This window comes from Mesorhizobium silamurunense (genome assembly GCF_014843825.1).
In the GTDB taxonomy this organism is placed as follows: Bacteria; Pseudomonadota; Alphaproteobacteria; order Rhizobiales; family Rhizobiaceae; genus Mesorhizobium; species Mesorhizobium silamurunense.
Window position 1 is genome coordinate 1 of the sequence record NZ_JHQR01000220.1, and the last position, 13231, is coordinate 13231.

At 62.9% G+C, this 13231-nt stretch carries 13 protein-coding genes; 5 read left to right on the forward strand and 8 right to left on the reverse strand.

Going from position 1 to position 13231, the window contains the following annotated elements:
- Positions 1–1801: RelA/SpoT family protein (locus tag DH10_RS24530; RefSeq protein ID WP_246811637.1), on the reverse strand; the 1801-nt coding region annotated here is incomplete at its 3' end.
- A 125-nt stretch (positions 1802–1926) separates the two neighbouring features.
- On the reverse strand, positions 1927–2328 hold the full coding sequence (rpoZ, locus tag DH10_RS24535) for a DNA-directed RNA polymerase subunit omega (protein ID WP_040972027.1): 402 nt from the start codon (positions 2326–2328) through the stop codon (positions 1927–1929).
- 296 nt (positions 2329–2624) lie between these two features.
- Here rpoZ and DH10_RS24540 point away from each other — a divergent pair, with 296 nt between their 5' ends.
- Positions 2625–3206: a LabA-like NYN domain-containing protein gene (locus tag DH10_RS24540; RefSeq protein ID WP_066997475.1), complete on the forward strand. Its 582-nt coding sequence runs from the start codon at positions 2625–2627 to the stop codon at positions 3204–3206.
- Positions 3203–3874 (forward strand): uracil-DNA glycosylase, encoded by a 672-nt coding sequence (locus DH10_RS24545; RefSeq protein WP_192385446.1) that lies wholly within the window; start codon positions 3203–3205, stop codon positions 3872–3874. Before DH10_RS24540 ends, DH10_RS24545 begins: the two co-directional genes overlap by 4 nt.
- A gap of 19 nt (positions 3875–3893) precedes the next feature.
- On the opposite strand, the gene DH10_RS24550 is transcribed toward DH10_RS24545, so the two are convergent.
- On the reverse strand, positions 3894–4385 hold the full coding sequence (locus DH10_RS24550; RefSeq protein ID WP_192244511.1) for an Lrp/AsnC family transcriptional regulator: 492 nt from the start codon (positions 4383–4385) through the stop codon (positions 3894–3896).
- A gap of 98 nt (positions 4386–4483) precedes the next feature.
- Here DH10_RS24550 and DH10_RS24555 point away from each other — a divergent pair, with 98 nt between their 5' ends.
- The gene (locus tag DH10_RS24555; RefSeq protein WP_192244513.1) at positions 4484–5389 is read left to right on the forward strand and encodes a DMT family transporter; all 906 of its coding nucleotides are present in this window, start codon (positions 4484–4486) and stop codon (positions 5387–5389) included.
- A 44-nt stretch (positions 5390–5433) separates the two neighbouring features.
- On the opposite strand, the gene DH10_RS24560 is transcribed toward DH10_RS24555, so the two are convergent.
- From DH10_RS24560 to dapA, 3 genes are read right to left on the reverse strand one after another with little or no spacing between them, the layout of a single operon-like run.
- A complete protein-coding gene (locus DH10_RS24560; protein WP_192244515.1) occupies positions 5434–6168 on the reverse strand; it encodes a glycoside hydrolase family 25 protein in 735 nt (244 codons plus the stop codon).
- A 33-nt stretch (positions 6169–6201) separates the two neighbouring features.
- The gene (gene smpB, locus DH10_RS24565) at positions 6202–6681 is read right to left on the reverse strand and encodes an SsrA-binding protein SmpB (RefSeq protein WP_192244517.1); all 480 of its coding nucleotides are present in this window, start codon (positions 6679–6681) and stop codon (positions 6202–6204) included.
- A gap of 25 nt (positions 6682–6706) precedes the next feature.
- Positions 6707–7588: a 4-hydroxy-tetrahydrodipicolinate synthase gene (dapA, locus tag DH10_RS24570; protein ID WP_192244519.1), complete on the reverse strand. Its 882-nt coding sequence runs from the start codon at positions 7586–7588 to the stop codon at positions 6707–6709.
- Between the two features lie 261 nt (positions 7589–7849).
- Here dapA and DH10_RS24575 point away from each other — a divergent pair, with 261 nt between their 5' ends.
- Together DH10_RS24575 and DH10_RS24580 are read left to right on the forward strand one after the other, a co-directional pair.
- Positions 7850–9892, forward strand: a complete 2043-nt coding sequence (locus DH10_RS24575) for a lytic transglycosylase domain-containing protein (RefSeq protein ID WP_192244521.1) — start codon at positions 7850–7852, stop codon at positions 9890–9892.
- A gap of 222 nt (positions 9893–10114) precedes the next feature.
- Positions 10115–11023: an alpha/beta fold hydrolase gene (locus DH10_RS24580; RefSeq protein WP_192244523.1), complete on the forward strand. Its 909-nt coding sequence runs from the start codon at positions 10115–10117 to the stop codon at positions 11021–11023.
- A 65-nt stretch (positions 11024–11088) separates the two neighbouring features.
- On the opposite strand, the gene DH10_RS24585 is transcribed toward DH10_RS24580, so the two are convergent.
- Entirely contained in the window at positions 11089–12150 is a 1062-nt protein-coding gene (locus DH10_RS24585; RefSeq protein ID WP_192244531.1) for a tyrosine-type recombinase/integrase, read from the reverse strand.
- A gap of 244 nt (positions 12151–12394) precedes the next feature.
- On the reverse strand, positions 12395–13231 hold an 837-nt coding region (locus tag DH10_RS24590), incomplete at its 5' end, for a porin (RefSeq protein ID WP_192385447.1).

Below are 13231 nucleotides of genomic sequence, written 5' to 3' on the forward strand. Positions count from 1 at the left end.
CGCCGCGGATGGGCACCGCGCCGTCGCGCTGCTGGTCCTTGCCCTTGCGCGCGGCGCGGCCCGGCATCTGGAAGAGCATGCCGGCGGCGTTGCGGATCTTCGACCAGCCCTCCTCGCGCTGCTTGGGCGCCGCGACCGTGACGCGCTCGTCCTTGTAGTCGGGGAAAACCGCCTTCATGACGTCGGTCGATGCAAGCTCGCCACGCCCGACGGAGGCCAGCACGTCCTCGATGTCCTTGCGCGCCAGCCGGTGCAGCACCGGCTTCAGGCTTTCCTTGGTGAAGTTCTTGCCGGCGCGCTCGAAGGCGCGTTCGAGGATGCGGGCGCCGAGCCCGGAATATTGCTTGCGGATGGCGTTCTTGGTGGCGCGGCGGATGGCGGCGCGCGCCTTACCGGTGACGACGACCGATTCCCAGGCGGCCGGCGGCACCTGCGCCTTGGAGCGGATGATCTCGACCTCGTCGCCGTTCTTCAATTCCGTCATCAGCGGCATGATGCGGCCGTTGACCTTGGCGCCTACGCAGGTGTCGCCGACATCGGTGTGTACGGCGTACGCAAAGTCGATTGGGGTGGCGCCGCGCGGCAGCGCGATCAGCATGCCCTTGGGCGTGAAGCAGAACACCTGGTCCTGGAACAGCTCCAGCTTGGTGTTTTCCAGGAAATCCTCGGGGTTGTCGCCTTCGGCCAATTGCTCGATGGTGCGGCGCAGCCAGGCATAGGCGTTGGTCTCCTTGGAGATCGCGTGCGCGGCTCCATTCGTCTTTCCGCCGGTATCCTTGTAGATCGAGTGCGCGGCGACGCCGTATTCGGCGATCTTGTTCATCTCGCGGGTGCGTATCTGCAATTCGACGCGCTGGCGCGACGGACCGACGATGGTGGTGTGGATGGAACGGTAGTCGTTCTGCTTTGGCGTCGAGATGTAGTCCTTGAAGCGGCCGGGCACCATCGACCAGGTGGTGTGGATGGCGCCGAGCGCGCGGTAGCAGTCCTCGACCGTGTCTACCACGACACGGAAGCCGAAGATGTCGGACAGTTGCTCGAAGGAAAGCGCCTTGGCCTCCATCTTGCGGAATACCGACCACGGCTTCTTCTGCCGGCTTTTGACGCTGGCTTTGATCGCATGCTTTTCGAACAGGCCCGACAGCGCCTTCTCGATCTCGTCCAGCACGCCTTTGTTGCGCTCGAAGATTTCAGCCAGCCGCGCGGTGACGGCGCGATAGGCCTCCGGATTGATGTAGTGGAAGGCGATCTCTTCCAGCTCTTCGCGCATGCCTTGCATGCCCATGCGCCCTGCGAGCGGCGCATAGATGTCCATCGTCTCCTCGGCAATGCGCAGGCGCTTGGACTCGGGCATATGGTCGAGCGTGCGCATATTGTGCAGGCGGTCAGCGAGCTTGACCAGGAGAACGCGGATATCCTCGGAGATCGCCAGCAGCAGCTTGCGCAGGTTCTCCGCCTGCTCGGCCTTCTTGGAGACGAGGTCGAGCTTCTTCAGCTTGGTCAGGCCCTCGACCAGTTTGCCCATTTCGGGGCCGAACAATTCATCGATCTCGGCCCGGGTCGCGGTCGTGTCCTCGATCGTGTCGTGCAAAAGGGCAACCGCGATGGTCGCCTCGTCCATATGCATCTCGGTGAGGATGGCGGCGACTTCCAGCGGGTGCGAGAAATAGGGATCGCCCGAGGCGCGCTTCTGGTGGCCATGCTTCTGCATGGCGTAGACATAGGCCTTGTTGAGCAGCGCCTCGTTGACGTCAGGCTTGTAGCGCTGCACGCGCTCGACAAGCTCATACTGACGCATCATGGGCGGAATCTCGCGGTGCGGAAATGATTGATGCGCCGCACCGAGGTGCGACGCATCCCATAGATAGCCACGAAACCGACGATACGGAAGTGCCGGATGCTTGATCCAGGCCGGTTCCGGTTGCCTTAGTAGTCGTCGCTCTTTTCCGGGGGTACCAGACCCTCGATGCCGGCGAGCAGGTCTTCCTCGCTCATGCGGTCGAAGGCGATGTTCTCTTCGGCATCGTCGGTGTCGGCGGCGGCGGTGGCGGCGCCGGTCTGATCGGCGATCGCCTCGCCATCGGCTTCCGGCTCGTCGACCTCGACATGCTTCTGCAGCGAGTGGATCAGGTCCTCCTTGAGGTCGTCGGGCGACAGCGTCTCCTCGGCGATCTCGCGCAGCGCAATGACGGGATTCTTGTCATTGTCGCGAGGAACAGTGATCTGCGCGCCCTGGCTGATCTGGCGGGCACGGTGGCCGGCGAGCAGCACGAGCTCGAAACGGTTATCGACCTTGTCGATACAATCTTCAACGGTTACGCGGGCCATGGACTGCCCCTTTCATGCGTGGATTTGATGGAAAACTGGCGGGCTCCATAACCCGGACGCCGCCGAAACACAAGCTTTATGGCGGCAGCGACCAAAGCACGATCGCTTGCCCGGCTCAACAACTGCCCTGCCGTTCGACATAGTGCCGATCACAATTGCTTGCAATCCGCGTCCGCGCCCTTGGATATCCATAAATCTGGCGTTATCTCGAATGGGACGGCAAAGAGGGATCATTATCGGGCCTGACCGTCATGTGCATTTAGACCGCCAGAAATTTTCGAAAGGGATGTTTTTCAATGTTCGATCCCCGTGAAAAGATCGCTCTTTTCATCGACGGCGCCAATCTCTACGCCACATCGCGGGCGCTGGGCTTCGACATCGACTACCGCAAGCTTCTGTCGAGCTTCCAGAAGCGCGGCTACCTGCTCAGGGCCTACTACTACACGGCGTTGGTCGAGGATCAGGAATACTCCTCGATCCGGCCGCTGATCGACTGGCTGGACTATAACGGCTTCAAGGTGGTGACCAAGCCCGCCAAGGAATTCACCGACTCGACCGGCCGCCGCAAGATCAAGGGCAACATGGACATCGAGCTGACCGTCGATGCGCTGGAGCTTGCCGATGTCGTCGACCACTATGTCATCTTCTCCGGCGACGGCGATTTCCGCACGCTGGTCGAGGCGCTGCAGCGCCGCGGCCGCAAGGTCTCGATCATCTCGACCATGGCCTCGCAGCCACCGATGATCTCCGACGACCTGCGCCGCCAGGCCGACCATTTCATCGACCTGATGACGCTGAAGAACGAGGTCGGCCGCGATCCATCGGAGCGGCCGGTCCGCCGGCCCGAGCCGGCTGAAGCCGACGAGGACGATTATTGAGAGCGGCGGCCTTGAGCGCCGCGCCCTCCCCTGAACCCAGCCGTGACTGTCCGCTCTGCCCGCGGCTGCATGACTTCATCGCCGGCTGGCGCCAGCGCGAGCCAGACTGGTTCAACGCGCCGGTGCCGACCTTCCTGCCGCCGGAGGGCGAGGCTTCGGTCAAGCTGCTCATTGTCGGGCTGGCGCCTGGGCTGCGCGGCGCCAATCGCACCGGGCGTCCCTTCACCGGCGACTATGCCGGCGACCTGCTCTATGGCACGCTGATCGCGCAAGGCCTGGCGCGCGGCGAATTCAAGGCGAGCCCGGATGACGGGCTGGAACTCATCGGCACCGCGATCACCAATGCCGTGCGCTGCGTGCCGCCGGAGAACAAGCCGATAGGCGCCGAGATCGCCACCTGCCGCACCTTCCTCAAGCCGACGATCGCGCGCTTCCCCAATTTGCGCGCCATCCTGACGCTGGGCTCGATCGCGCATCAGTCGACGGTGCGGGCGCTGGGGGGACGCGTCGCCGCTCTTCCGTTCCGCCACGGCGGACGCCAGGAGGCCGGCGGCATCACGCTGTTTTCCAGCTATCACTGCTCGCGCTACAACACCAACACCGGGGTGCTGACGGAAGACATGTTCGTCAACGTCTTCAAGGAGATCGCGGCGTTCCTGCAAGGCTGACGAGACAGCCGGCCGGGTTTCATACCGGCAACAGCGCGTCGGGTTTCACATCGCCGATTGAGGCATAGGTGTGCGTCTCCTTTACGCCCGGCAGCGGCAGGATGACCCGCTTCAGAAAATCCTGATAGGCGCCCATTTCCGAAATACGAGCCTTCACCAGATAGTCGAAGCCGCCGACGACCATATGGCATTCCAGAACCTCGGGCGCCCTGCTCACGGCCTCGGCGAAGCGATCGAAAATATGAGGTGCCGTGTGATCGAGCCGCACCTCGATGAACACAAGAGTGCCGCGGCCGATCTTTCGCGGATCGAGCACGGCCCTGACCGCGGTGATGAAGCCCTCACGAAACAGACGCTTCACTCGCTGACTGGCGCCGGTTGGCGAGAGGCCGACTCGGGCAGCGAGATCGAGAGTCGTGCGCCGCCCGTCCTCCTGCAGCAGCCGAAGGAGGCTGCGGTCGATATTGTCGAGATCGCCTTCTTCAGGATTCACGCCGGAAATGCCTTTCATTGGTGAATCTCACGTAAATCTTACGAAAGTAGCGTATTTTATCGCGGATTTTTCAGCAATAGCCTGTGCTTCACCAAGACCGACGGGCAGGTACGAAGATGGCACGGGACCACAATACGAGGCTGGCGATTATCGCGGGCTTGGCCATGATCGGCATCTACGCCGTGCAATTTGTTGCCGCCCGCTTCAGTCTCAGGGAACATCTGACGTCAACCGATCTGGCAGCCCTGCGTTTCGTCGGCGCCGGCATGGTCTTGCTGCCGATCGCCTGTCGAAGCGGCACGGCAGCGATGCAGGTGTTGGGTTGGAAGCGCGCCCTGGCGCTTGCGACACTGGCCGGATTGCCATATCCGATCATCATCAATTGGGGCCTGACCTATGCGCCTGCCGCGCATGGCGCGGCGCTCTGTCCAGCGTCGATTGTCTCCTTCTCGTTCTTGCAGTCAAAAATCGCGACCACCGACAAAGCCTCACGTCAACGAACCGTCGGCGTCGTCGTGATCATTGCCGGCCTGATGCTGTTCATTTCGCCAGAACAGGCAGGCATCGGCGTGAGGAACGTATTCTTCGGCGATCTCCTGTTCATCGGATCGGGTGCGATGTTTGCCAGCTACGCCGTGCTCGTGCGGCGATGGCGCGTCGATCCGGTGATGGCGACAGCCAGCGTCGTGCTTCTGTCATGCCTGCCGCTGCCGCTTGTCTACCTATTTGCGCCGACCGGCCTTCATGCAGCCCCGGCCGCCGAAATCGCCAGCCAGATCGTCATCCAAGGATTTCTGGCAGGTGCGGCCGCCATGTTTCTCTACACCTTTATCGTCCGGCAGTTGGGATCGCAGACAGCATCGCTGTTCATGCCCTGCGTGCCGATCGTGACTGTCATCGTCGGCATAGCGGTGCTCGGTGAAACGCCGACAAGCGTCCAGCTTGCTGCCATCGCAATCATGGCAGCCGGCATGGCATTATCAGCTTTCGCCAAACCCAGGGCCAAGGCCGCCCTGCCGTGAGGCGCTGCGAGCGGCTAGCGGTTGGAACAAACCCGTGCAGGCGATCACGGCGTTCCTGAAGAGCTAGATTCAGGCGCCGGGGCAAACAGTTCGGTAAGCCTCGCCGGTCCGCCCTTCAGCACATTCAAGTCGACATCGCCATCGATGCCGTCGACACGGCCCGTGTCGAGATATTGCCAATAGACCCAGCCGTCGTCGTTCAGCGGCCCGCGCAGAGAGCGCAGCCAGCGCTGGCGAACCGCGATATGAGCAGAATAGGTCGGCGCCATCTCGTCGGTGATATAGATGATGGCCGGCTTGCCGTAGATCGCCTCGACCGGTCCCAGAAATGCAAGGAGTTCCGCGTTGAGCTCGGCAGGCGACGGGCGTCGCGGACAATTGCCGTGGAATTCGATGTCGACGACCGGCGGCAGAAGCTGCTCGCCGCGCGGCACGACCGAGATGAAGTTCTTGGCCTGATCGGCGCCCGGGCGACAGAAGGTGAAGAAATGATAGGCGCCGACGGCGAGGCCCGCCGCGCGGGCCTGGCGCAAATTCTCGGCAAAGGCATCATCGACATGGTCGCCACCCTCCGTCGCCTTGATGATGGCGAAGGCGACATCGTCGGCCGCGACGCGCGGCCAGTCGATCCTGCCCTGGTGATGCGAGACGTCGATGCCCCTGATGGGAAATTCGCCGCGATCCGGCGGAAAAGCGCGAGGCCGGAAAAAGCCTTCTGCCCAGATGGCAAGCGCCAGAAAGACGAAAGCCAGGACCAGGACAATCAAGCTGTTCCTCAAGCCTCAGCTCCCTGCCCGGCATCGCTGGCTGTCTTACCCGCGCTCCTTGAGGAGCCGCCCCTTCTCGCGGGACCAGTCGCGCTGCTTTTCCGCCTCGCGCTTGTCGTGCAGCTTCTTGCCGCGGGCGATCGCCAGCAGCAGCTTGGCGCGGCCGCGATCGTTGAAATAGATTTTCAGCGGCACCAGCGTCATGCCTTCGCGCTCGACGCTCTGCGACAGCTTGGCCATCTCGCGCTTGCTGACGAGCAGCTTGCGACGCCGGCGCGGCTCATGGTTGAAGCGGTTGGCCTGGAGATATTCCGGCAAATAGGAATTGATCAGCCAGATCTCGCCGCCTTCGGCCGAGGCGTAGCTTTCCTGGATGTTGGCCTGGCCCTGACGCAGCGACTTGACCTCGGTGCCGGTCAGCACCAGGCCGGTCTCGATCGTGTCGAGCACCTCGTAGGAAAAGCGCGCCTTGCGGTTTTCGGCGACCGTCCTGTTGTTGGGGTCGGCTTTCTTGACTTGATTCATAATGCGGAGAGGTGGCGCCTCATCCCTAGTTTATCAAGCCGGCATGCTTCAGTGCGGCGTCGAGCTTCTCGGCGGTCGAAGCTTCGACCGTCACCAGCGGCGAGCGGACCACGTTCTCGACCTTGCCCAGCTTCGACAGCGCGTATTTGGCGCCGGACACGCCGGGCTCCATAAAGATCGCCTTGTGCAGCGGCAACAGACGATCCTGCAGCTCGAGCGCCTTGGCGCTGTCGCCGGAGAGCGTGGCTTCCTGGAACTCGGCGCAAAGGCGCGGCGCGACGTTCGAGGTCACCGAGATGCAGCCGACGCCGCCGTGCGCGTTGAAGCCAAGCGCGGAGGCATCCTCGCCGGAAAGCTGGATGAAATCCTTGCCGCAGGTCATGCGCTGTTCCGAGACTCGCTCGACCTTGCCGGTCGCATCCTTGACGCCGGCGATGTTCTTGAAGTCATGGCGCAGCCGGCCCATCGTCTCCGGCGTCATGTCGATCACCGAGCGCGGCGGGATGTTGTAGATGATGATCGGCAGCCTAGTCGCCTTGGCGACAGCGGCGAAATGTTCGTAGAGGCCGCGCTGGGTCGGCTTGTTGTAATAAGGCGTGACGACGAGTGCTGCATCGGCGCCTGCCTTTTCGGCATATTGCACCAGCCCGACGGCTTCCTCGGTGTTGTTGGAGCCGGCGCCGGCCACCACCGGAACCCTGCCCTTGGCGACCTCGATGCAGAGCTTGACGACATGGCGGTGCTCGTCATGCGACAGCGTCGGCGACTCGCCGGTGGTGCCGACCGGGACGAGGCCCTTGGTGCCCTCGGCGATCTGCCATTCGACAAACGCCCGAAAGGCTTTCTCGTCGAAACGCCCGCTCTTTTCGAACGGTGTGACGAGCGCGGTCAGCGAGCCTCTCAGCATATTGTCCAAACTCCTTTGGAACTTAATCGGGGGAACCTATCGGGTTTCGTCGATCGGTTTGTTTGCGCGCCTTCTAACCGAAAGCGAAGCCGCGCACCATAGTCTCGACACGGTTCAGCGGCAAGCATCGCCATAGTACCAGCAAGCGCATTTCGAACGGCCTCGATAACCTTTTGTTTACGAGCCTTTCACGACCTAAGTTTAGGCTCCCCGCGGGGCTTCGAGTGTCCCAGCCTGCTGGTGGTGTGCTAGGATGGAATAATGCCGACGAGGGGGCCTCACCTCTTAGCGCTTTTCAGCGTGATCGTCGCGCTGATGCCGGGGATGGCGATCGGCGGCAGCGGGGATGTGCGCATGGCTGTGGCGATCCCGGCGCCTGCAGCACCTCAGGCGCCAGGCCAGACGCAGCCTTCCCCGCCTCCGGCCAGCATTGCTCAATTGAAGGGCGGCCTCGACGCGCTCGGCGCCAACGACATTGCCGGCGCGCGCAATGCCCGCGACTCATTGCCGGCAACGTCGCTCGACCGGCACATCCTGGCCTGGGCGATCGCGCTTTATGGCGGCGACAAGGTGCCGAGCGGCGAGATTGCCGATGCCGCCAAGATGCTGCCGGGATGGCCGGGCACGATAGTGCTGCGCAAGAACAGCGAGCGCGCGCTCTACCGCGAGAACCCGCCGCCGCAAGTGGTGGTGAACGCCTTCGGCCGCAGCCAGCCGCTGACGCCGGAGGGAGTGATGATCCTCGCGCGCTCGCAGGTGGCGCTGGGCAATGCCGCGGCGGCGCGCGCCACGCTGGTGCCTTTCTGGCGCAGCGAGAAGCTGGAAGCCAAGGACGAGAGCGCCTTCATCAAGGAATTCGGCGCGCTGATCCCGGCCACCGACCACCGCTACCGCATGGAGCGCATGTTCTATGCCGACAAGCCGGACTCGGCGCTACGCGTCGCCGGCCTAGCCGGAGCGCAACAACTGGCAGACGCCTGGGCAGCCGCCGACAGGGGCGACAAGAACACGGCCAAATTGTTGAAGGCGGTACCTGCGGCGCAACGTTCTGCCGGCTATTTCTTCGCCGAGGCCGAATATCTGCGCAAGCAGCAGAAGTTTGCGGACGCCGCTGCCATCGTGATGAAAGCGCCGACCGACCGCGATTCGCTTGTCGATCCCGACGCATGGTGGGTGGAGCGCCGTGTTCTTTCGCGCGGGCTGGTCGACCAGGGCGACATGAAGACTGCCTACAGAATTGTCTCCGTGCATGCGGCCGAGAGCCCGGCCAGCGCCGCCGAAGCCGAGTTCCATGCCGGCTGGTACGCGCTGCGCGGCCTGAACGATCCGTCGACCGCGGCCGCGCATTTTTCGCGCATCGCCGACACGGCGCAGGGACCGGTATCGCTGTCGCGCGCCTATTACTGGCTTGGCCGCGCCGCGGAAGTCGGCAGTCCGGGCAACGCTAAAGATTACTTCACCCGCGCGGCCGCTTACGGCACGACCTTCTACGGCCAGCTCGCAGGCGAGCGCGTGGGCCTCAGGGCCCTCAACATCGTCTATCCGAAACCGAGCGCGGCCGACCGCCAAAGCTTCGAGGGCCGCGAGGCCGTGAGCGCGATCAAGCGACTGCAGGAGGCGGGCTACGACCGCTATGCCGAAACGCTCTACCGCGACCTTGCAGGACAACTGACCAGTCCGGGTGAACTGGCGCTGCTGGCGGTGCTCGCCGAAAAGCAGGGCAACCATTTCATGGCGCTCAAGATCGGCAAGATCGCCGCGGCGCGCGGCATCGATGTCGGCGCCCTGTCGCATCCTCTCGGCGTCATCCCCGATTCGGCCAATATCTCCGGCTCCGGCAAGGCGCTCGCCTATGCCATCGCCCGCCAGGAGAGCGAGTTCAACATCGGGGCGATTTCCAGCGCCGGGGCGCGCGGCCTTTTGCAATTGATGCCGGGCACCGCCAAGCAACTGGCGAAGAAGGCCGGCATGACCTTCTCGCAGGCGCGGCTGACGACCGATGCCGGCTACAACGCGACGCTTGGTTCAGCCTTCCTCGGCGAGCAGCTCGACCGCTTCAACGGCTCCTATGTGCTGACCTTCGCCGGCTACAATGCCGGCCCCAACCGCGCCGCCCAATGGGTGGCGAAATACGGCGACCCGCGCGGCAAGGACGTGGATGCCGTGGTCGACTGGATCGAGCGGATTCCCTACACGGAAACAAGAAGCTACGTGCAGCGCGTGATGGAGAATTACGAGGTCTACAAGATGCGTATTTCAGGCAAATACGACATCGTGGGCGATCTGGTGAACGGGCGGAGTTGAAGGCCCCCCTCTCCCCTTGCGGGAGAAGGTGGATCGGCGCGTAGCGCCGAGACGGATGAGGGGTGTTGGACGGATCGCCGTCCTTGCCAAGCTGGAGTACCCCTCATCCGTCGCCTTCGGCGACACCTTCTCCCACAAGGGGAGAAGGAGGCGCCTCAGTGATTTGACCATTTCTGCCCCCGCCTGTAGCTCTCTGCCGACCCAGAGAGGAACAGCGCCCCGATGGCAAGTGACGGTTTTTCCGACTTCTTCTATGCCGCGCCTGACGGTCTCAAGCTCCATGCCCGGATCTACGGCGAGGCGAACAGCGATGGCTGGCCGGTCGTCTGCCTGCCCGGCCTCACGCGCAATGCCCGCGACTTCCATGCGCTCGCGCTCCACCTTTCGAGCAACGCGAGGACACCGCGCAAAGTCGTCGCCTTCGATTATCGCGGCCGCGGCCAATCCGACTACGATCCCGACATCGGCCACTACAATGTCGGTGTCGAAGCCGGCGATGTGCTCGCCGGCCTGTCGGAGTTGGGCATCGAAGAGGCTGCCTTCATCGGCACCTCGCGCGGCGGGCTGATCATCCACGTGCTCGGCGCGCTGAAGCCGGCGGTTTTGAAGGCTATTGTCCTCAACGACATCGGCCCTGTCGTCGAGGTCGAGGGCATCGCCCACATCCGCTCTTACCTCGACCGGTCGCCGAAGCCGAAGCCGTTCGCCGAGGCGGTCGAAGCGCAGCGGCGCGTGCACGGCGCCAGCTTTCCGGCGCTTACCGACGCCGACTGGGCACGGATGGTGAGCGCCATCTGCCGCGACACGGATGCCGGACTGGTACCCGATTTCGATCCCACCCTGGTCGAAACGCTGGCCGGCGCCGACTTCAGCAAGCCGCTGCCGGATCTCTGGCCGCAGTTCGACGCGCTTGCCGCGGTGCCGATGCTCGCCATTCGCGGCGGCAATTCGAAGCTGTTGTCCGCCGCGACGCTCCAGGAGATGGGAAAGCGTCATCCCGGCATGGAGGCAATCACCGTCGACGGCCAGGGACACGCGCCCTTCCTGGAAACCGGCAACCTGCCGCAGGAGATTGCCTCGTTCCTTGATCGGGCGGAAAGCAAATCAGGCCAAAGTAAAGCCCAAGGCTAAACCAGCTCCAGGCGGGATCAACCCAGTATAGATTCGCGTTGGGCCAGCGCGCGTCTATTTGCCCTTCAGCTCTTGCGGCGCGCCTTCGCCGGCTCTGATCCGCTCTCCTTACGAGCGGCTTTGGCCGGTGACGGCGTGGTCAACGGGGACGCAAACACCGAGTTCTCCGCCAGGCGCGGCGCCTCATCGGCGCGCGGTTTCTCGAGCACGACGACGCAGCCGTCGAGGTCGTTGGTGGCGAGATGCGCGTAACGCATGGTCATCGACAACGTCTGGTGGCCGAGCCACATCTGCACGCGCCGTATGTCGATGCCGCCCTGGACGAGGCGCGAGGCGCAAGTGTGGCGCAGGATATGCGGCACCACCTGCTCGTCAGCGCCGAGACCGACCTCGGCCTTCGCTTCGTTCCAGATGGCGCGGTACTGCGCCTGGGTGAACTTGGTGAACGGACCCTTTGGCCGGCGCCCTTCGGTCGTCGGCGGCAGCTTGATCACCTCCTTGACCCGTTCGGTCATCGGAATGGTGCGGCTGCGACCCGACTTGGTGATCCAGAACGAGACGCGGTGTTCCTGGATGTCGTTCCAGATCAGGCCGAGCGCCTCGCCGAGACGGCAGCCGGTGTCGACCAGGAAGACGAAGAGCCTGTAAGCATCCTCGCTGCGGCTCTTGATGGCGGCGAACAGCCTTGCCTCCTCGTCCCTTTCGAGGAAACGAATCCGCCCCGCCCGCTCCTTCTGGCGGCGGAACTCGGGCAGGCTGTGGATATCTCCCATCTTGTGAGCCTTGCGCAGCAGCTTGCTGAGTGCAGCCATCTTGCGATTGATGGTTGCGTTGCTGTTCCCGCGCTGGCGCAAGGTACCGATAAGACTGTCCAGGGTGTTCTGGTCAAAGGTGCTGAAACGCTCTCCCAGAAGGATCTCGTCTATTTCACCGATGAAAGAGCTGACATTGTATTTATGCCGCCCATCATCCCAGAGTATATCCCGATAAGCTGCAAAAAGCTCCCTGATCCTGTACGACTTTACTTCTCTGATCTTGTTATATGTGTATCGAAAGTTCGAGTTCTGAGAAGAAAAAACCGCAAAGTGACCAGAGGACCCCCCCTCTTGAATCGCTTCGTTCGTCATTTTTTTAGCCCACACCCCCAAGTGGATAGGCACAGCTGCCCGCACGGAAGCGTCCTTTCAAGAGTTTTTGTCCGACAAAATGATTTCATCCACCTCAGCGGCGAATCCCACGAAACCATTTTCACGGACTTCAGCTACCAGTACCCCCTTCTCTTCCTTCGTTTGCCCTCACCCAGTCCCGAAAACAAAACAGCCCGGGCATTGAAGCGCCCGGGCTGGATTTTAACTTGTATAGTACCAGCCCTTAGAAGGAGCGCTGGAAGCGGAGGAAACCGCCGACGCTGTTCTTCTTTTGGAAGGCCAACGGGGAGCTGTCGGTCCAGTTGATACCTTCCTGACCCCAATGCGCCCAGTCCACTTCGGCCGTGACCGTGAGGCCGGGAACGACGTCGTAAGCGACGTTTGCCGCCAGACCGATGTTCTTCTCGTCGTCGGTCGACGCCTGGATGTTGAACGAGGTCTTCTCGTTGAACTTGTAGGTGCCGCCACCCCAGACTGCCCAGTTGCCGCCCCACTGCTTGTAGAAGCCGCGGTCGCCGGCAGGGATCGCATAGGTCGGGTCGTTGAGATTGTCGTCGGTGCCGTAGCCGGCCATGATGAACAGCGACAGCGCGTCGGAGACATTCACGTCCAAACGGACCTTGCCTGCCACTTCTTCATAGTTGCTGTCATAGGCGACGACGCCGGTGATGGCGCCCCAGCCCTGCGTCCACTTCACGCCGCCGACGACATGTGGAACGTAGCTGTCGATTGTGCCCTTCACGCCCGAGCCTTCTTCGAGCGAGACGACCGCCGAGAAGCCGTTGCCTGCGTCGAAGTAGTACTGGACGACGTTGGTGTCGAAATCGCCATACGGAACCAGCGTATCCTGGATGACGTTGCCGGCGTAGCCGATGAACGTATTGAAGGCCGATTCGTCCTTACCGACGCGCAGGCCGCCGAGCTGGATCCAGGCGAAGTTCAGCGAGGGGATGCTGCCGTGCGCCGTGTTGAGCGGGGTCGTGGCATTGGAGTTGGCGAAGTTGAAACGGGTCTCGGTGTAAGTCTTCAGGGTGCCGAGCTCGGTTTCCTGGCCGGTCCA